Below are 17,805 nucleotides of genomic sequence, written 5' to 3' on the forward strand. Positions count from 1 at the left end.
AATGTTTGATTACCCAATTATGGGGGATAAATTGGATTTGTGCAATAACCGGTTTACACAAACTATTTTACACTCCCTTTGTCTTAAACGTATCATAAGGCGCACAAGACGGGTCGAAATTTCCTTTACGCGTATGGATTTCGCCGACGGTAGAATAAGCTGCCGGCGCTGCTTCAATACAATTAAATAACGAATCGGTCAGGGCAATATCGACAAATTGGCCTGAAGCATGAAAATGTCTGTGGATTAAGGAACAAACAATTCCGATGGCTAAATTATTAGCGGCATAGTGTTCAGCTACGGAGGAACCAGATTTTATGGGCTCTGAATCCAGGACGCCTGTCATATCTAAGGCTACAGAACGAGCCTGAGCTGTTAACGAAGAACCGCGTTTATATTTGTCAGGGCCAGAATGACCATAAACGGAATATGCTGCATAAATTAATTGGGAATTGTATTTTTTTAGCTGGTCATAGTCCAGACCGAGTTTTTCCATATATCCTGCCCCGAAATCTTCGACAATGACATCAAAGTTTTTTATGATTTTTTTAAAAATCGATTTTCCTTCTTCTGTACTGATGTCAAGGGTCAGGCTTTGTTTCCCTCCATTTATATACGAAAAAAATAAACTTTCACCACTGTCCATCGGGTCCCATTTTCGAATTGGATTTCCTATGTGCGGACATTCAAGATTGATAACTTTTGCTCCGAAATCTTTTAAGTACATTGTTGCTAAATTACCTACTAAGGTCTTCGATAAATCTAAAATTTTAATATCTTCTAAGGCGTTCATCGTATTCTTATTCTCCTTTCTACGTTGCCATCTTGCTTAATAAGTTATTTCGCTTACTTATTTATATGTAATAATCATGCCAATTTAAGAATGGCTTAATAATGGGGACTAAGAGAAATTAGGAAAAAATACTTAGTCATTTATGACTAGGTGTTTTTTTATTATTGCGTATAGAGGGTTAAAATTGCTGATTAGTCAAAAATAAAAAAATTAATCGAATTTGACTAACTTATGATGAATTTGGCATTGCAAATCAATTATTATCGTGATAAAATTTTATTAGTAAAAATAAATTTTATCACAGGAGGGTATTTCTATGAACGTAATTGTTTCCTCGAATGCACCGAAGGCAATCGGCCCTTATTCTCAGGCTATGGTATCGAATGGAATGTTGTATATTTCCGGGACGGCTGGCGTCGATCCGCAGACCGGCAAGCTCCAGGAAGGTATTGAAGCACAGACGGAACAGGCTATCAAAAATATTGCTGCTATCCTCAAAGAAGCCGGTTCGGATTTCTCAAAAGTTGTCAAGACGACGTGCTTCCTCTATGATATGAAAGACTTTGCCGCTTTCAATGCTATTTATGAAAAAGCATTTATCAGCAAACCGGCCCGCAGCTGCGTAGCTGTTAAAGAACTGCCGGCGCATTTCCTCTGTGAAATCGAAGTCATTGCAGAAGTGTAATTGTTAGTTTGAAGTGTGTGGTTTGCAGAAGAGGGCTTTAAATTTAAAACTATTTGCAACTATTAACCATTTAAAAGTTTTTCGTTCGTAGTTCATCATTCATCGTGAGAGTGCTATAATGTGACAAATGATGAACGACCTGCGACCCATGTGAAAAGGCGCTGTCTTTATGCGACAGCGCCTTTTTCCTTGCCCTGTACATTCTCATTGTGATAAAATTTTCTTATAATATATAAGGGAAGTGACGTCGTGACTATTTTAGAGATGTATAAACGTATCGTACCTTTTTTGGGAGCTGCTTTGGGAAAAGATTGTGAAGTCGTTCTGCACGATTTGCGCCATCCTGATGAATCGGTGATCGCCATTGCCAATGGTGACATCAGCAGCCGCAAAGTAGGCGCTCCCGCTACCGATTTTATTTTGAAACTCATGCAGGTCGGTAAAAAAAAGGATCAGGAATATATGACCAATTATTATGGGAAGAGTGTCAATGGTCATACCCTGCGGTCTTCGACCTTCTTTATCCACGATGAGGCAGATAACATTATTGGGGCACTCTGTCTGAATTACGATGTCCAGCGCTATATCGATGTGCGGAAACAACTGGACGCCCTCATCCTGATGGACCCTGAAAAGCGTATCGACGATATGACGCAGAACGTCCTCAAGAAAGAAGAAGACCATTTCTTGGGCGTTGAAATTTCGGAAAGTATGTATCCGACCGTAGACGATGCTATCCAGCACCTTATCCAAAGGGCGCTGTCTCCGTATGCAGCCGATGCCAAACGCCTTTCTCAAACAGAACGGCTGGCGGTCGTAGAAGACCTCTATAAGAATGGCCTCTTCGTCCTCAAAGGCAGTGTCTATGCCCTGGCCCATGTCCTGGGCGTCTCAGAACCGACGATTTACCGCTATCTCAATCGGATTAAAAAGGAGAATCAGGCGAACCTGCAGGGAAAATGAATGAAGACTACAAACCGTTTGTAGGGGTGAATCTCAAAGGCTGGCACATCAAAATGACGACGGATGTGTCAGCCTTTTTATGATTACGGTTGTTTTCCAATATAGGCAAGAATGCCGCCGTCGACATATAAGATGTGTCCGTTTACAAAGTCTGAAGCATGGGAAGCTAAGAACACGGCCGGACCTTCGAGATCTTCTGTCGTTCCCCAGCGGCCGGCCGGCGTCTTCGAGACGATGAACTGGTCAAAGGGATGACGGGAGCCGTCCGGCTGTTTTTCGCGTAACGGAGCTGTCTGAGGTGTTGCAATATAGCCAGGACCAATGCCATTGCACTGAATATTGGCACCGCCAAATTCGGAACAGATATTGCGGGTCAGCATTTTCAGGCCGCCCTTGGCTGCGGCATAAGCGGATACCGTTTCCCGGCCTAGTTCACTCATCATAGAGCAGATGTTGATGATTTTGCCGTGGCCTTTCCGGATCATGCCGGGGATAACTGCTTTGGATACAATGAACGGCCCGACTAAGTCGATATCGACGACTTGACGGAACTCTTCTGTTGTCATGTCACACATGGGGATGCGTTTTATAATACCCGCGTTGTTGACGAGGATGTCGATAGTTCCTAACGTCTTTTCGATATCGCTAACTAATTGCTGCACATGAACTTCATCAGTGACATCGCAAATATAACCGTGAGCTTCGATGCCTTCTTCTTTATAGTCCTTTATCGCCTGGTCCAGGTGTTCCTGGCTGCGGCAGTTGAAGGCAATGACAGCACCGGCGCGGGCTAAGGCTTTGGCAATGGCAAAGCCGATTCCGTAAGAACCACCCGTGACGAGAGCGACATTTCCTTTTAAAGAAAACATATTGTTTAAATAATCCATATTGAGCCTCCTGAAAATAGGAATGGTATACCAAACAATAGGAAAGAGTTGGTTGAATTAGAATTACGGATTGATTTTATTTTAGCAAAACCATCCGGATTTGTATATTCGAAGAACGAGAAGCTTGTTGCACGTAATTGTGCACAGGCTTTTTTCTATGTGCTCTTTTTGTGTGGATTGTACAAAAAATTAAATTTGATACAATGAGGTCAAAATGGGTATCGTCTTTTGATATTTTAATTGTCAAAGAATGCCAGTGAAAATATTACGGTCTTGCATAATGATTTTGGGATTCTTGGTCACGTCATAGGTTTCCATGAAGGATGACGCCGATTTACAGCATCAACGGCAGACGAGCGGTATTCACTACCAGCATAGGAAAATAGGAAGGCACCAATGGAAAAAGGAAAAATCTTGAATGCCTGGATTATGACAGAACATCTGTCCGAAGACGATATCAGCACCAGTGACAAGAACCTCCTGCGATTCGATGAATTGGAAGGTACGGCATCGGAAGAACGCGATTATTATCGATTCTTAAAAGATACAATACAATTATATAGCAAACGAAAACATCTTGGGAAGAACAGTGGCCTTGTCATCTATTTCGACATTTTTAAGTTTGAGTCGATTATCGATTTTCTCGGGCAGCAGTTTACATTAGAAAAAGGGGGGGGAAGATATCCACTATAGCGATAAATTCAGCTTCGCCCTATATTTCGACAGGAACCTGTAGTACGACAAGGATAAATTCTTCTACACGGAAAGCGCCTATATGCGGCGTTTTAAGAAAGTTCCTTTCGAAGAAGATTTCAAAGAATTCGAAAACGACGAACAGGAAAAGTTTGCCCAGCGATTCGATGAAGTGTCAGAGGATGTAGAAAATTTCAATCTGGTGCTGCAGGAACAGCAGGAAAATGCCCAACGAGCTTTGAACGAATTGGAACCGGGCGTAGCTATCATCAGGGAATGGCACCCGTAGAAACATAACTTCTTCGGTATCCTGAAGAAATTGGCACAAAGCGACGATGCCGAAAGTTACAGTCCAGAAGAACTGAAAATCTACGACTGCTACATGAAGCTGAGGATACCGTAGAACGACGGAGCAGGCAGATGATTATCTGCCATCAGGCCATCCGGAAGCTTTTATCAATACAGCAGGCTTTGCAGAATGAACTGCTTGATTCGGAAAAACAGGAAATAATTGACCTAGATTTAAACCAGCCCTATGATGACCTGTAACTGTCCAATCTATGGTTCAATGAAGAATTTCGTATTAAGCAGTCAAAGCTTTTTCTGTTGGTTCTGGCTGTACGGAAACAGTTTCTCGGCGAAAATCAGAAAAATGTAAAAGCTGCTTACAATATCTGGAAAAACCAGAAGAATCATGTAGAGAATCCGCGTATCCTCAACGCGGCCTGGAACTGGATCAACATAACGATTCCCGTTATTAGTTCTACCTTTACCAGCTTTGAACGCATGATGAAACATATTGGCTCGGGAGTATTGGGCGCTATGTATTTGTCGATGAAGCCTGTCAGGTATTGCCCCAAGCTGCCGTCGGTGCCATTTGGCGCAGCCGCAAGATTATAGTTGTTGGGAATCCGTCACAGATTAAGCCTGTCCTCACCCTCGATTCCAGCATTCTGACGATGCTTTGTCGTCATTATCAAATCAGTGAGCGATACCTTTCGGATGATGCGTCTATCCAGACATTGGTAGACGCAACCAGCCGCTTTGGTTTCTACACCAATCCGGATAAAGAGGAAGATTCCTGGATTGGCCTCCCTCTTTAGGTACATCGTCGTTATCAGTATTCCATGTCACCATTGCCAACGCAATCTCCTATCACGGCTTTATGGTACAGGGCGTCAAGAAATACGGCAAGACGGTCTGATTCGATGTTAAAGGCAAAGCAGTGGACAAATATGTCAAAGAATAGGGCGAATTCCTGAAGCAGAAATTAAAGGAAATGATTGCCGAAGACCATAAAATCATCGACCCGACTAAGAAAGACAAGGTCTACATCATCTCACCTTTCCGCAATGTCGCGTACAAGCTGACTCAGCTCCTGAAGTTCATTAATTTTACCAGTACGCAGGGCCTCGACCAATATCGGTACGGTACATACATTCCAAGGTAAAGTAGCTGCCATCGTCTTTCTCGTATTAGGGGCCGATGAACAAAGCAAAAGCGTTGCCAGCTGGGCCGGCGATGAACCGAATATCATGAACGTCGCCGCAACACGAGCCAAGAAAGAATTCTACATCATTGGCGACAAGAAAATGTATAGAGACTTAGGTAGCGATGTTATCCACACGACGTTGCATATCATGAAAGACTACGAAAAAGAACATCGGGGGTTAGTGATGAATCAGCCAGCACCTTGAGACGCTGGCTTTTAGCAATGAAGGCTTATAGCCGTTAGCCGAGCCAGTTGTTTTACGGGGAACGGATTTTATGTGACGATATGAATTTTTTCTGCAAAATGCGATACCGTATTTCAGTACCAATGCTATCTATTTCTGTTTGGCTTTGTTGATCTAATATTGAGTTTTAATTTGCTGAAGCGCGTTCACTTAAAAATGATATTAGGTCCATTTATAGGAATCTCGTTTAGAGCTATTGATATATTCATGGGGAAGCTTTTTCTGATTATAGAGACGATGATTCCTTTGCACAATGATATGTTTTTGACATAAAAATCCGGAGCTGACATATATGTGTCGCTCCGGATTTTAGGTACTTGTTGAGCTAATAATTAATGCCCCAGTTCATAAAAAAAATCTAACGTGAGCTGAGCTTTTTACGAATTATGAATTAAGATTATTTTGCATCTGCTTTATATTTAAGCCTGCTTTATGAATAATAAAGGTACTTAGCAAAACTCCTAAAATAGCAAAAACAGCCATTATTGTAAAAACAATTCTATAACCCTGAATGCCTACATAAGAGTCGAGAATGAATCCGTAAACTGCATACATAAATGCACCAGGAAGATAGCCGATGAATGAAGCCATGGCCATTGCGGCTCCGGTGATTTCTCGTGGCACATTTACTTCATCCATTGGGGCAAAGAAAATAGCACGCATGCAGTAAACGCTAGCACTAATAACCAGTGTGATAATGATACCACTCCAAAGACCAAGAGACTCATAAGGAAGGAAAGTAAAAATAACAAGGATTACAGCAGCAACTAAAAAGCCTAGCCGTAAAAATTTTGTAGGGGAATGAAGTACTTTGTCAGAAATAATGCCACCTACAGGTCCACCAAACATTTTTAGACCATATTGGTTAATAATACCATAAACCCCGACGAGAGCAGCCGGTAATGCATATGCTTGATTAAGAAATGGAATAAAATAAGTTAGACCACAATAAACACTGTATACTAAAAAAATATTTAAAGATACTAACCAGATGTTTTTATTTTTTATAGCTTGTATTGCCCCTTTCCAAGCTTGTTGATTGGCACTTAAATGTTTTTCTTGCATTGAATCTTGAGCGCCTTCATCGGGCTCAAGCAAGAAATATAGAATTATACCAATGATACCAGGGAGAAATGCATAGAATAAAATGGCAGCACGTAAGCCAAATTCAGTACTACCTAGGCCAGAAAAGATGCCCAGAGCACAAAAGGCTACAATTGTATCTACTAACCCACGGCCTGCTTCCATAATTCCAAACATTCTTCCTTGTTCTTCGGGGGTACCTAGTAATCGTACTGTTTTTAACATAGTAGGCCAATAAAGCATATCTGCACAAACCGCTAAAAGACAGTAGATTAAGACAAAGACATCATAAGAGGGAAAGGTTGATAACCATATACCACATAGACAGATACCTAATAAGGCTATTGGTAACATGATTCGTTTGGAAATTCGATCGGTAAGATAAATTGATGCTAAGAAGCCAAAAGTTGAAATTAATCCGGCAATACTGATGGCACTACCAATTTGTGTATGAGATAATCCCATAAATTGTTGCATAGGTACATAAAAAGCATCCTTTAAAGATCCTAATTTATAAATCGTACCAGCACCTAATAACAAAGTACCAAAAGAAATCCATTTTTTTTCAAATCCTAAAAATTTTTCAGGTTTTTTTTCTAGATTTTCTTGATTTACATTGATTATATTTGCACTCATATTCATCTCACCTTTCTTTTTTGAATAACTAATTTGTTTGCAATTAAGATTTGACACATTTAGTATAATTGCAAAAATATGGCATGTCAAGACAAAAAGTGTAAAATAATGGCAAATATAATAAAAAATGCAAAAAAACGACCAATGAAATATTGCGAAAAATAGCGATTAGTGATACGATAACATAAGCAATTAGATTTGACACATAGGAGAGGATTTTATGCTATCGGAACAACGTTATCATGTCATCTTGAAGGCTTTAGATGAGAAGGCTATTGTAAAGACTTATGGACTGAGTAAAATGATGGGAACAACTAGAGAAACAGTGCGGCGTGACTTAATTGCATTGGAAAAAAAAGGTCTTCTGAAACGTATTCGCGGAGGGGCTATGAAGATATCTAATACACAGGATTCTTTGAAAAAAAATAATTCATACGTATCTTTCGATAAACGTAAAATGAAACAATATGAATATAAAGAAGATATCGTTAAGGAAGCTGCAAAAACTATTCATGATGGACAAATTATTGCATTGGACTCTGGTACTACTGCTTTGCTTCTAGCTCAAGAAATAAAGGGGAAATTTCATTTTCTTTCAGTTGTTACGAATTCTCTAGCCATAGCCAATGAATTAGCTGATGCTCCTGAAATCGAACTGATTTTAACTGGAGGTATATATAGAGATGATGAAAAAGCTTTTATAGCAGGGGTTCTTAACTTAGATTTTTCGAAAATTCACATTGATACTTTTTATTTAACGACCTGTGGCATTTCTGTTGAAGCTGGCATTACTTATCAACGAATGGATGAAATTCCTATCCAGAATCAGCTTATGGAGGCTGCGGATAAAACCATTGTTATTGCTGATGCAACAAAATTGGGAATCAATTCTTTGGTTCGCATGTGTGGCATTGATAGAATTTCTAAGCTAATTACAGATGTGAATATTGATAAGGAACAAAAAGAGAAGTTTGAAAATGCTGGTGTAAAAATAATTGTGGCATTGCCAGAAGGAGCAGATAGTAAATGAATATGGTTAACAATAAACCCAATGTTATATTGATTTCTGTTGACGCTTTAAAACCAGAATTTTTATTAAACCAGGAGAAACTGGATGTGTCATTACCGTTTATTACTGAATATTTTATGAAAAATGGATGCATTGCAACTCATGGAATGAAGAGCGTGTTTCCACCATTTACGTATCCTTGTCATCAAAGTATGATTACAGGAACTAATCCGGTAACACATGGTATTGCCAATAATATGTTATTTGATCCAGAAAAGAAGCATAAAGGTGCTTGGAATTGGTTTGCAACTCATAAAGTAAAAACCTTATGGGAAGCTGCTAAACAAGCCGGTTATATTGTTGGAAGTGTTGCTTTTCCAACATCTTTAGGAGCCAATGGGGATTATATTGCTCCGGAATTTTGGTGGGATGGATCAAAATTAGATAGTGCATTTATTGATGCAGTTTCTAAACCACAAGGCTTGATTTTAGAAATGGAAAATGATATTGGTACCTATGCGGGTGGCCTTGATTTAACTAATCATGGAGATGAACAACGGTACAAGTCAGCCTTATGGATGTTAAATAATAAATTAGCGCCTGTACAATCAGAAAAACCGTTTTTCCTTTCTACTTACTTTGCGAGTTTTGATGAAAATGCGCATATATATGGAGTATATAGTAAAGAGGCTGCGCATAGTTTGGAAAAAATTGATTCTATGATTGGAAAATTAATTACACGTGCTCAAAAAGTAACGAATGGAAATCTGGTTGTGTGCGTTGTTTCAGATCATGGAACTTTAGATAATACTTATAATATTTTTTCAAATGTGCTATTGCAACAGGCAGGATTGTTAAAAATAGATGAAAAAGGCAATGTAATAGCTTGGGATGTATATTGCCAAAGGGCAGGTGGTATTGCAGAAATTCATATACATGATCGTAATGATAGAAGGGTGAAGGAAAAACTTGCCACACTTTTAAAAAAATTAGTATATGATGAAAAGTCTGGAATTGCATCAGTCTTAACAGGTGATGAAGCACGAAAACGGGGAGGTTTTCCTGATGCTGATTACGTAATTATTTCTAAAAAAGGCTATGAAATAAGAGAAGATACACAGGGAGCTTATTTGCGTACAGATTTGGTCCAAAAAGCCCAACATGGATATAATGAAGATTTCCCGGAAATGTTTGCGTCATTCATGATTGCAGGACCCAATATTATTTCAAAAAAAATAGATACTTTACGATTAATTGATGTGGCACCTACATTGGCTTTTCTGATGGGAGCTTTGCTTCCTGATGCAGAAGGTAAAAATGTTTTAGTATAAGAGAGGTTTTCTCATGATGGCAAATCTAGAATCTGTAGCGGCATATATAGCAGCTCTTATTTGGAGTGATTGGTTATTATTTGCTCTGCTTGGGCTAGGCGGGTTATGTACCATTATGACAGGTTGTATTCAATTGCGATGTTTGTTTCTTATTCCCAAAGGTGTTTTAAAATATTCACGACGATTTTCAAAAGAGCAAAAGGGTTGTTCATCATGGCAATCTCTATGTGCTTCTCTAGCTAGTTGTGTAGGAAGCGGAAATATTGTTGGGGTCTCAACCGCAATTTTAGCGGGTGGTGATGGTGCTTTATTTTGGATGTGGTTTGCAGCTTTTTTTGGTATGGCAACTGCTTTTAGCGAAATCGTTATGGGGGTGAAATACCATGGGTATGACAAAGATGGAAATATAACTGGTGGTTCTATGTACTACATAGCTAATGGACTAGGCTGGAAAAAGGTTGGTATGGCTGTGGCTGTTTTCTTGTTTATCCAAAATTGTGGAGGCACTTTAATTCAATCAAACACAATTTCTCAAATTATGATAGAAGCTTTTCATGTGCCCACTTGGATTACAGCTGTATTATTGGGATTTCTTATGTCTTTTATTGTTTCTGGGGGATTTCAACGGCTAGTCAATGTTGCTCAAAAAGTTGTTCCTTTTATGGCAGGAACTTATCTTTTAGTTGGTTTTATAGTTATGCTTATCCATATAGAAGCAGTTCCTGGAATGTTTTTGCATATTGTTCAAGATGCTTTTTCTTTACAAGCAGGTAGCGGTGCGGCATTAGGGTATACTGCTAAAGAAGCTATGAGATATGGAATTTCACGTGGATTATATTCTAATGAAGCTGGTGAAGGCACAGCACCTGTATTACATGCAGCTGCACAAGTGGATCATCCTGTACGTCAAGGATTTTATGGTGTAATTGAAGTTTTTGTAGATACTTTTTTAATTTGTAGCACAACTGGCATCGTGATTTTATTGACTGATTCTGCAAGGTTAAATAGTAATGCGGTAACTTTAACGGCGGTAGCATTTGATTCAATAATGCCAGGCATGCGATATTTCATGTATTTTAGTTTAATCCTTTTTGCAGGGACATCTATTATGAATCAATGGTATTTTGGTCATGTTAGTTTAACTTTTTTACAAAAAGAAGAATGGGATGGTATATACCGATATATTTTTCCTATACTTATTGCAATTGGTTGTATAGGTACTATTCGTTTGGTATGGTCTATACAGGACATTGCATTGGGGTTACTTATTATTCCCAATATACTTGGGTTAGCTGTATTATCTATAAAGGTAAGAAAGTTAACTAAAGAATTTTTAAATCCTAAGAATAAGTATATATAATAGATAGATGTATAAACATTAATACATCTGAGCATTCATTTATAAAAATTCAGATAGTTAAAATAATAAACAGGCTGAATTGATGAGTTTATTCAGATATTTTGTAATTTATCTAAGTGTTCTATAATACTTAATATTTATCATTTAATAGGAGGGCTATTATGGCTTATGTAAATGAAAATTATTTAAAACTTAAAGGAAATTATCTTTTTGCTGCAATTGCAAAAAAAGTGGAAGCTTTTTCTAGAGAAAATCCCGAAGCAAATATTATTCGTCTAGGGATTGGAGATGTTACACGGCCAATTGCACCAGCCGTTATATCAGCAATTCATAAGGCTGCTGAAGAGATGAGTCATGCTGATACATTTCGTGGCTACGGCCCAGAACAAGGATATGATTTTTTACGTAAAGCCATTATTAAGGGGGACTATAATAAAAGAGGAATAGAACTAGATTTAGATGAAGTATTTGTTAGTAATGGAGCTAAAACGGATGCAGCTTGCATTCAAGAAATTTTTAGTGATGATGTTAAAATTGCTGTAACTGATCCTGTTTATCCTGTATACCTTGATTCTAATATTATGTTTGGGCATACCGGGGAATGGAATGATGAAAAATGCTCTTATGATGGAGTGGTTTATTTACCTTGCTCTCCGGAAAATAATTTTAATCCCTTACCTCCCGAAGAGAAGGTTGATATCGTTTACTTGTGTAATCCTTCCAATCCGACGGGAACGGCTATGTCAAAAACAGAGTTGAAAAAATGGGTTGAATATGCAAAGAAAAATAAGGTTATTATTATATATGATTCTGCCTATGAAGCATATATTACGGAAAAGAATATTCCTCATAGTATTTATGAAATCGAAGGAGCAAAAGATGTAGCAATTGAATTGCGTTCTTATTCTAAATGTGCTGGATTTACTGGCATACGTTGTTCTTATGTTATCGTGCCTAAGAAATGTATGGCATATAAAAAAGATGGTACTCATTTAACTTTAAACTCGTTTTGGAATCGTCGCCAAAGTACTTTTACAAACGGTATACCATATATTGTACAGCGAGCTGCAGAAGCATATTATACTGAAGAAGGATATAGGCAATGTCAAGAAGATGTGGCATATTATATGAAAAATGCACAGATTATAAGAGATGGATTGAGCGAAGCTGGATTTACAGTTTATGGAGCTACTAATTCCCCGTATGCTTGGGTAAAAACTCCTGATAATATGAAGAGTTGGGATTTTTTTGATTTGCTTTTGAAAAATGCAAATGTTGTTACTACTCCGGGATCGGGATTTGGCCCACATGGTGAAGGGTATCTTCGACTTACAGCTTTTGGAACAAGAGAAAATACGATCCAAGCGATAAAACGTATTCGTGATTTACATCTTTTGCAATAGGTTATTTACTATATTGCAAAAGATGCGTTTTATAATCATTAATTGCGAGGGAAAATGAGTATATTAAACATTATTGGTCCGATTATGATTGGGCCTTCTAGTTCACATACAGCTGGTGCAGCACGTATCGGAATGATGGCTAGAAAAATATTGGAAGAAAATCCTAAAATTGCTGTGATTACGGTTTATGGATCTTTTGCTAAAACTTATAGAGGACACGGAACTGATAAAGCTTTAGTTGCGGGAATTTTAGGGATATCGCCAGAGGACACTGATTTAAGGAATTCTTTTATGATAGCCGAACAACGTGGTTTGAATTTTACTTTAAAATGTTCTGACGAAGACGTGGAACATCCTAATACTGTGCGGATAGAGTTGATAGGGGAAAAAGGAGGTAAAATAGAAATTTTAGGAGTTTCCTTGGGAGGTGGAAAGATTGAAATAATAGAAATAAATGGTTTTAAAGTTTCACTTTCTGGGGAGGAAAATACTTTAATTACATTTCATCATGACCAGCCGGGAATTATTGCGCAAGTAACAGGTATTATGGCTAAAGGAAAAATTAATGTATCAACGATGAAGGTGTTCCGTGATGGTACAAACAATCAGGCAGTAATGATTGTTTGTACTGATAGCCCTATAGCTCAATTAATGGTTGAACGCATTCGAGCGATTCCTGCCATTGCAAATGTTGTTGTATTAAAACCATTATAGGAGGCTTTGTTGATGTATAGTTATACGTATAGAACTTTGGATGAACTCTACCGAATAGCAAAACAACATCAAATTCGTATGGCAGAAGTTGTAATTAATCATGAACTTGAAATGTCAAATTTAAGTAGAGAGGCTTTATACCATATTATGTTATCGAGGATTAAAGTCTTTCGTGAATCTATCGATGCTGGAATTTTAGATAAGGAACGTTCCGTTAGTGGATTGATTGGAGGGGATGCAAATAAATTACTATGTTCTAAAATTAATCTTTTAGGAACAATATCGCATAAAGCTGCTATATATGCACTGGCTGTTAGCGAGGCAAATGCAAAAATGTTTAGAATAGTTGCATGCCCTACAGCTGGCTCTTGTGGCATTGTACCAGCCGTACTTATGGCGATGAGTGAATACTTTAAGACATCGCAAAAAGAAAATGTAGATGCTTTATTTATGGCTGCTGGCATTGGGGCTGTTGTATCTCGGAATGCATCTGTTGCTGGTGCTGTTGGAGGATGTCAGGCTGAATGTGGGACTGCAGCAGCTATGGCAGCTGCTATAGCTGCACAATTAGCTGGTGGATCCGATCGGGTTGTATTAGAAGCAATGGCTTTGTGTATGAAAAATACTTTAGGATTAGCATGTGATCCTGTTGCTGGGTTAGTGGAGGTTCCTTGCGTAAAACGCAATGCGTGTTTGGCCATAATGGCTATAGGTGCTGCTGAAATGGCCTTATCTGGAATTTGTAGTGTTATTCCACCCGATGAGGTGATTAGCGCTATGGCAGAAATTGGTCGTATGATGCCAGTAGCTTTAAAAGAGACATCTGAAGGCGGATTGGCACATACTGAAACTGGGAAAAAAATAGCAAGAAAATTAGAAAAAATGTAAAATGATATGCCTTGAAAGAGTAAGTTCTTATGCTTTCAAGGCAATTTTTATAAATTCAACATTATTAAAGCTTATCAGCACTATTGCTTACTTGTTAAATGGATATAAAATTGAGATGAAGATAGTGGTCATATGCCGCATCAAAATGTATATGGTTACTAAAATAAAATCTAGGTTAAGTTAAACTAAATTATAATTTGGAGATGTGTATTTGTAGGTATCTTTTGAGCTGAATTTTTGAAATTAGTACATGAGGCAAAGTGTGGCATAATGAGCTTTAATGAGTGAACTTTATTTTAATATTTGGCAAAATATGGTAAATAATTGCAAAAAAAGAAAGACTGTGATACAATAACCACAGCAAAAAGATTTGATACAGATAAAGGAGCAGGTGCATATGTTATTTGGCGGGCAATTTGGGAATTCTAACAGTTAGAACTATTGAAAAATATTATTGTCAAGATATTCAAAGCGTTATGCCGTATAGTAAAACATATAACAACGAACTGATGTTTTCAAAAATGCTTGTTGGAGACAAAGGAATTGAGCCCATCGTGACCGGTGATATCTATCGGGGCGATGAAGATGCAGAGATTTTGTTTCTAGCTTTGCCAATCTTATTTTCCCGAAAATCCACGTTGATACTTTTTACTTGACAACTTGTGGCATTTCTGTGGAAGCAGGCATTACGTATCAGCAAATAGATGAAATTTCAGTACAGACCCAGATGATGGAAGATGCCGATCATACGATTGTCATTGCTAATAGTCCTAAATTAGGGGTGAATTCCCTGGTTCGCATGTGTGGGATTGAAAACATTTCTGCTCTGATTACCGATTACGAAGTATCGCCGACAGAAGTCGGTAAGTTTGAAAATGCCGGTGTCCGCGTCATGGTGACACCGGAAAGGAGCGACACAATTCATGAATAAGCAGATGGAAAGTAAAGAAAAAGCCAGCGTATTGTTGATATCTATTGATGCGCTGAAACCGGAATTTGTATTTGAACAGGAGAGAGTAGGGGTTCATCTTCCCTTTTTAACATCCCAGTTCGTAGACAAGGGCTGTGTAGCACCGGATGGAATGAAGAGCGTCTTTCCCCCATTCACTTATCCCTGCCATCAGAGTATGATTACCGGAACCAATCCCGCAACTCATGGCATCGTCAATAATGCTATCTTTGACCCGATGAACGAACATCATGGTGCATGGCATTGGTTTGCCAATCGCAAAGTGCTGACTTTGTGGGAAGCTGCCCGTCAGGCTGGATATGTGACGGCCAGTGCAGCTTTTCCGACTTCCGTTGGAGCCAAAGGCGATTATATTGCCCCTGAATTTTGGTGGGACGGTTCTGAACTGGACAGTCTTTTTATTGACGCCGTTTCTCGTCCGCAGGGACTGGTATCGGAAATGGAAGCAGATATTGGCCGTTATGCTGGTGGGCTCGATTTATCTGATGCTGGCGATGTCCAGCGTTATCGGGCAGCTGATTGGCTGCTGACGCATAAATTATCTTCATCTCCGAAGCCCTTTTTCCTGACGGCGTATTTTGCCAGCTTCGATGAAAGCGCGCATGAATATGGTGTCTACAGCAAAGAAGCGGCACAGAGCATAGAAAAAATTGATGCAATGGTTGGTAAACTGGTATCATCAGCAGAAGCTGTGAGTGGGGGCCATTTGATTGTTTGCGTCGTTTCAGATCATGGGACTATGGATAATACGCATAATATCTGCCCGAATGTTATTTTCCACCAAGAAGGACTGATTCAGACGGATGATAAAGATGCCATTACCGACTGGAAAGTTTTCAGCCAGCGGGCTGGTGGCATTGCAGAAATTCGTCTGGCAGAAGCAGATGACAGCCTGCGCCAGCATGTTTCCCAGATATTGGAAAATCTCAAGGCCAATCCGGCTATGGGTATCCTGGATGTATTGACAGGGGAACAGGCTCGGCAGCGTGGTGGATTCCCTGATGCTGATTTTGTCCTCATTTCCCGTAAAGGTTATGAAATCCGGGATGATTGGAGCGGCGCCTATCTACGGACGACAGTGACCCAGAAGGCCCAGCATGGTTATAATGAAGAATTCCCGGAAATGCGGGCCTCATTCCTGTTGGCCGGACCGGGCATCAAAGCAGGAACTGTAACGGATGTACACCTTATTGATGTGGCTCCGACTTTGGCGGCGTTGATGGGATTTGTCCTCCCGGATGCCGAAGGACGTGATGTATTGGCAAAACAGTGAGGATGAGGTGCCATGGCAGAAATTGAGCTCGTCATCGGAAATATAGCCAATGCTCTTTGGGGAGACTGGCTGTTGTTTGCCCTGCTCGGCTTGGGCATGCTCTATACGTTTATGACTGGCGGCATCCAGATTCGCTGCCTGTTCCTGCTTCGCCGCGGCATTTTCAGAAAGTCTCATCTCAAGAAACAGGGAGAGGAAGGCTGTTCTTCATGGCAGTCGCTGTGCGGTTCCTTGGCCAGCTGCGTCGGCAGCGGGAATATCGTCGGTGTCTCGACGGCTATCTTGTCTGGCGGCGATGGTGCCTTGTTCTGGATGTGGTTCGCTGCTTTTTTCGGCATGGCTACGAAATTTGGCGAAATCGTCCTCGGCATGTGCTATCATGGCCATGACCGCAAGGGAAATATCACTGGCGGTTCCATGTACTATATCGCCCAGGGCCTGGGCTGGCGCCATGCCGGGGCCGCCGTGGCCATCCTTTTGTTCATCCAGAACTGCGGGGGCACGCTCATTCAGTCGAATACTATCGCCCAGGTCATGAAGGAAGCCTTCTGGCTGCCCGTCGGGGTCACGGCTGTCTTCGTTGCCGTGCTGATGTTTTTCATCATCAGCGGTGGTTTCCAGCGGCTCATCCAGATTTCTCAGCGCGTCGTGCCCCTGATGGCCGGTATCTACCTCATCAGCGGCCTCATCGTGCTCATCGTCCATATCGATGTCGTGCCGCAGATGTTCCAGCAGATTTTTGCCCACGCCTTCACTTGGCAGGCCGGGACTGGCGCCGCTATGGGATATACCATGAAGGAAGCCATGCGTTATGGCGTGGCCCGCGGCTTATATTCCAATGAAGCTGGCGAAGGCTCAGCGCCGGTCTTTCATTCGTCGGCCCAGGTCGACCACCCCGTACGGCAGGGCTTTTACGGTATCGTGGAAGTCTTTGTCGACACCTTCCTCATTTGCAGTACGACGGGTATCGTCATCCTGCTGACCCAGGCCAATGGCATGAATGATAATGCGGCGACGCTGACGGCGACGGCCTTTGACTCCATCCTGCCGGGGATGCGCTATGTCATGTACTTCAGCCTCATCCTCTTTGCCGGGACGTCGATCATGAATCAGTGGTATTTTGGGCACGTCAGCCTGACTTTCTTGCAGAAAGAAGAATGGGATAGTCTGTACCGGTATTTATTCCCGATACTGATTGTCATCGGCAGTTTGGGGACCATCCATCTGGTCTGGTCTATCCAGGATATCGCCTTAGGGCTGTTGATTATCCCCAATATCGTCGCCTTAGTCGTGCTGTCGCGGAAAGTGCGGGCATTGACGAAAGAATTTTTGGACCCTCAAAACGGGTATATTAAATAGATAAATAAAAGGAGAATCATTC

Annotated in this window: 20 protein-coding genes; 17 read left to right on the forward strand and 3 right to left on the reverse strand. The window is 40.3% G+C overall.

The features are described from left to right. Window positions 1-67 precede the first annotated feature (67 nt). Window positions 68-793 (reverse strand): CaiB/BaiF CoA transferase family protein, encoded by a 726-nt coding sequence (locus ACE418_RS08465; protein ID WP_416450198.1) that lies wholly within the window; start codon window positions 791-793, stop codon window positions 68-70. 316 nt (window positions 794-1,109) lie between these two features. On the opposite strand from ACE418_RS08465, the gene ACE418_RS08470 reads away from it, so the two are divergent. Continuing rightward, a complete protein-coding gene (locus tag ACE418_RS08470) occupies window positions 1,110-1,478 on the forward strand; it encodes a RidA family protein (protein WP_416450112.1) in 369 nt (122 codons plus the stop codon). A 264-nt stretch (window positions 1,479-1,742) separates the two neighbouring features. Then, window positions 1,743-2,441 (forward strand): helix-turn-helix transcriptional regulator, encoded by a 699-nt coding sequence (locus ACE418_RS08475; protein WP_416450199.1) that lies wholly within the window; start codon window positions 1,743-1,745, stop codon window positions 2,439-2,441. An 83-nt stretch (window positions 2,442-2,524) separates the two neighbouring features. Here ACE418_RS08475 and ACE418_RS08480 read toward each other — a convergent pair whose 3' ends face one another. Continuing rightward, window positions 2,525-3,328 carry a gluconate 5-dehydrogenase gene (locus ACE418_RS08480; RefSeq protein WP_416450200.1) on the reverse strand — a complete coding sequence of 268 codons (804 nt, stop codon included), beginning with the start codon at window positions 3,326-3,328 and terminating at the stop codon, window positions 2,525-2,527. Between the two features lie 396 nt (window positions 3,329-3,724). Here ACE418_RS08480 and ACE418_RS08485 point away from each other — a divergent pair, with 396 nt between their 5' ends. The 5 genes from ACE418_RS08485 to ACE418_RS08505 all read left to right on the forward strand — a co-directional run bounded on the left by ACE418_RS08485 (window position 3,725) and on the right by ACE418_RS08505 (window position 5,718). After that, window positions 3,725-4,021, forward strand: a complete 297-nt coding sequence (locus tag ACE418_RS08485) for a hypothetical protein (RefSeq protein ID WP_416450201.1) — start codon at window positions 3,725-3,727, stop codon at window positions 4,019-4,021. Window positions 4,022-4,103: 82 nt separating this feature from the next. Then, a complete protein-coding gene (locus ACE418_RS08490; RefSeq protein WP_416450202.1) occupies window positions 4,104-4,310 on the forward strand; it encodes a hypothetical protein in 207 nt (68 codons plus the stop codon). 317 nt (window positions 4,311-4,627) lie between these two features. Further along, a complete protein-coding gene (locus ACE418_RS08495; RefSeq protein WP_416450203.1) occupies window positions 4,628-4,921 on the forward strand; it encodes a hypothetical protein in 294 nt (97 codons plus the stop codon). Window positions 4,922-5,300: 379 nt separating this feature from the next. After that, the gene (locus ACE418_RS08500; RefSeq protein WP_416450204.1) at window positions 5,301-5,471 is read left to right on the forward strand and encodes a hypothetical protein; all 171 of its coding nucleotides are present in this window, start codon (window positions 5,301-5,303) and stop codon (window positions 5,469-5,471) included. A gap of 10 nt (window positions 5,472-5,481) precedes the next feature. Continuing rightward, window positions 5,482-5,718 carry a hypothetical protein gene (locus ACE418_RS08505; protein WP_416450247.1) on the forward strand — a complete coding sequence of 79 codons (237 nt, stop codon included), beginning with the start codon at window positions 5,482-5,484 and terminating at the stop codon, window positions 5,716-5,718. Window positions 5,719-6,141: 423 nt separating this feature from the next. Here ACE418_RS08505 and ACE418_RS08510 read toward each other — a convergent pair whose 3' ends face one another. After that, on the reverse strand, window positions 6,142-7,482 hold the full coding sequence (locus ACE418_RS08510) for an MFS transporter (RefSeq protein ID WP_416450205.1): 1,341 nt from the start codon (window positions 7,480-7,482) through the stop codon (window positions 6,142-6,144). A gap of 214 nt (window positions 7,483-7,696) precedes the next feature. Here ACE418_RS08510 and ACE418_RS08515 point away from each other — a divergent pair, with 214 nt between their 5' ends. From ACE418_RS08515 to ACE418_RS08560, 10 genes are all read left to right on the forward strand, one after another. Beyond that, a complete protein-coding gene (locus ACE418_RS08515; protein ID WP_416450206.1) occupies window positions 7,697-8,506 on the forward strand; it encodes a DeoR/GlpR family DNA-binding transcription regulator in 810 nt (269 codons plus the stop codon). After that, the gene (locus tag ACE418_RS08520) at window positions 8,503-9,816 is read left to right on the forward strand and encodes an alkaline phosphatase family protein (RefSeq protein ID WP_416450207.1); all 1,314 of its coding nucleotides are present in this window, start codon (window positions 8,503-8,505) and stop codon (window positions 9,814-9,816) included. Before ACE418_RS08515 ends, ACE418_RS08520 begins: the two co-directional genes overlap by 4 nt. Before the next feature lie 13 nt (window positions 9,817-9,829). Next, complete coding sequence (locus ACE418_RS08525; protein ID WP_416450208.1) at window positions 9,830-11,176, forward strand: alanine/glycine:cation symporter family protein; 1,347 nt, start codon at window positions 9,830-9,832, stop codon at window positions 11,174-11,176. A 161-nt stretch (window positions 11,177-11,337) separates the two neighbouring features. Further along, on the forward strand, window positions 11,338-12,579 hold the full coding sequence (locus ACE418_RS08530) for an LL-diaminopimelate aminotransferase (RefSeq protein WP_416450209.1): 1,242 nt from the start codon (window positions 11,338-11,340) through the stop codon (window positions 12,577-12,579). Between the two features lie 54 nt (window positions 12,580-12,633). Then, window positions 12,634-13,293, forward strand: a complete 660-nt coding sequence (gene sdaAB / locus ACE418_RS08535; protein WP_416450210.1) for an L-serine ammonia-lyase, iron-sulfur-dependent subunit beta — start codon at window positions 12,634-12,636, stop codon at window positions 13,291-13,293. A 12-nt stretch (window positions 13,294-13,305) separates the two neighbouring features. After that, entirely contained in the window at window positions 13,306-14,181 is an 876-nt protein-coding gene (gene sdaAA, locus ACE418_RS08540; protein ID WP_416450211.1) for an L-serine ammonia-lyase, iron-sulfur-dependent, subunit alpha, read from the forward strand. A gap of 416 nt (window positions 14,182-14,597) precedes the next feature. Then, the gene (locus tag ACE418_RS08545; protein ID WP_416450212.1) at window positions 14,598-14,837 is read left to right on the forward strand and encodes a hypothetical protein; all 240 of its coding nucleotides are present in this window, start codon (window positions 14,598-14,600) and stop codon (window positions 14,835-14,837) included. Continuing rightward, a complete protein-coding gene (locus ACE418_RS08550) occupies window positions 14,813-15,112 on the forward strand; it encodes a DeoR/GlpR family DNA-binding transcription regulator (protein WP_416450248.1) in 300 nt (99 codons plus the stop codon). The genes ACE418_RS08545 and ACE418_RS08550 overlap by 25 nt, the downstream gene beginning before the upstream one ends. Then, a complete protein-coding gene (locus ACE418_RS08555; protein WP_416450213.1) occupies window positions 15,105-16,424 on the forward strand; it encodes an alkaline phosphatase family protein in 1,320 nt (439 codons plus the stop codon). The genes ACE418_RS08550 and ACE418_RS08555 overlap by 8 nt, the downstream gene beginning before the upstream one ends. Before the next feature lie 12 nt (window positions 16,425-16,436). Beyond that, window positions 16,437-17,783 (forward strand): alanine/glycine:cation symporter family protein, encoded by a 1,347-nt coding sequence (locus ACE418_RS08560; protein WP_416450214.1) that lies wholly within the window; start codon window positions 16,437-16,439, stop codon window positions 17,781-17,783. Window positions 17,784-17,805: the final 22 nt, after the last annotated feature.

It is taken from the genome of Megasphaera jansseni, assembly GCF_047974155.1.
Classification (GTDB): domain Bacteria; phylum Bacillota; class Negativicutes; order Veillonellales; family Megasphaeraceae; genus Megasphaera.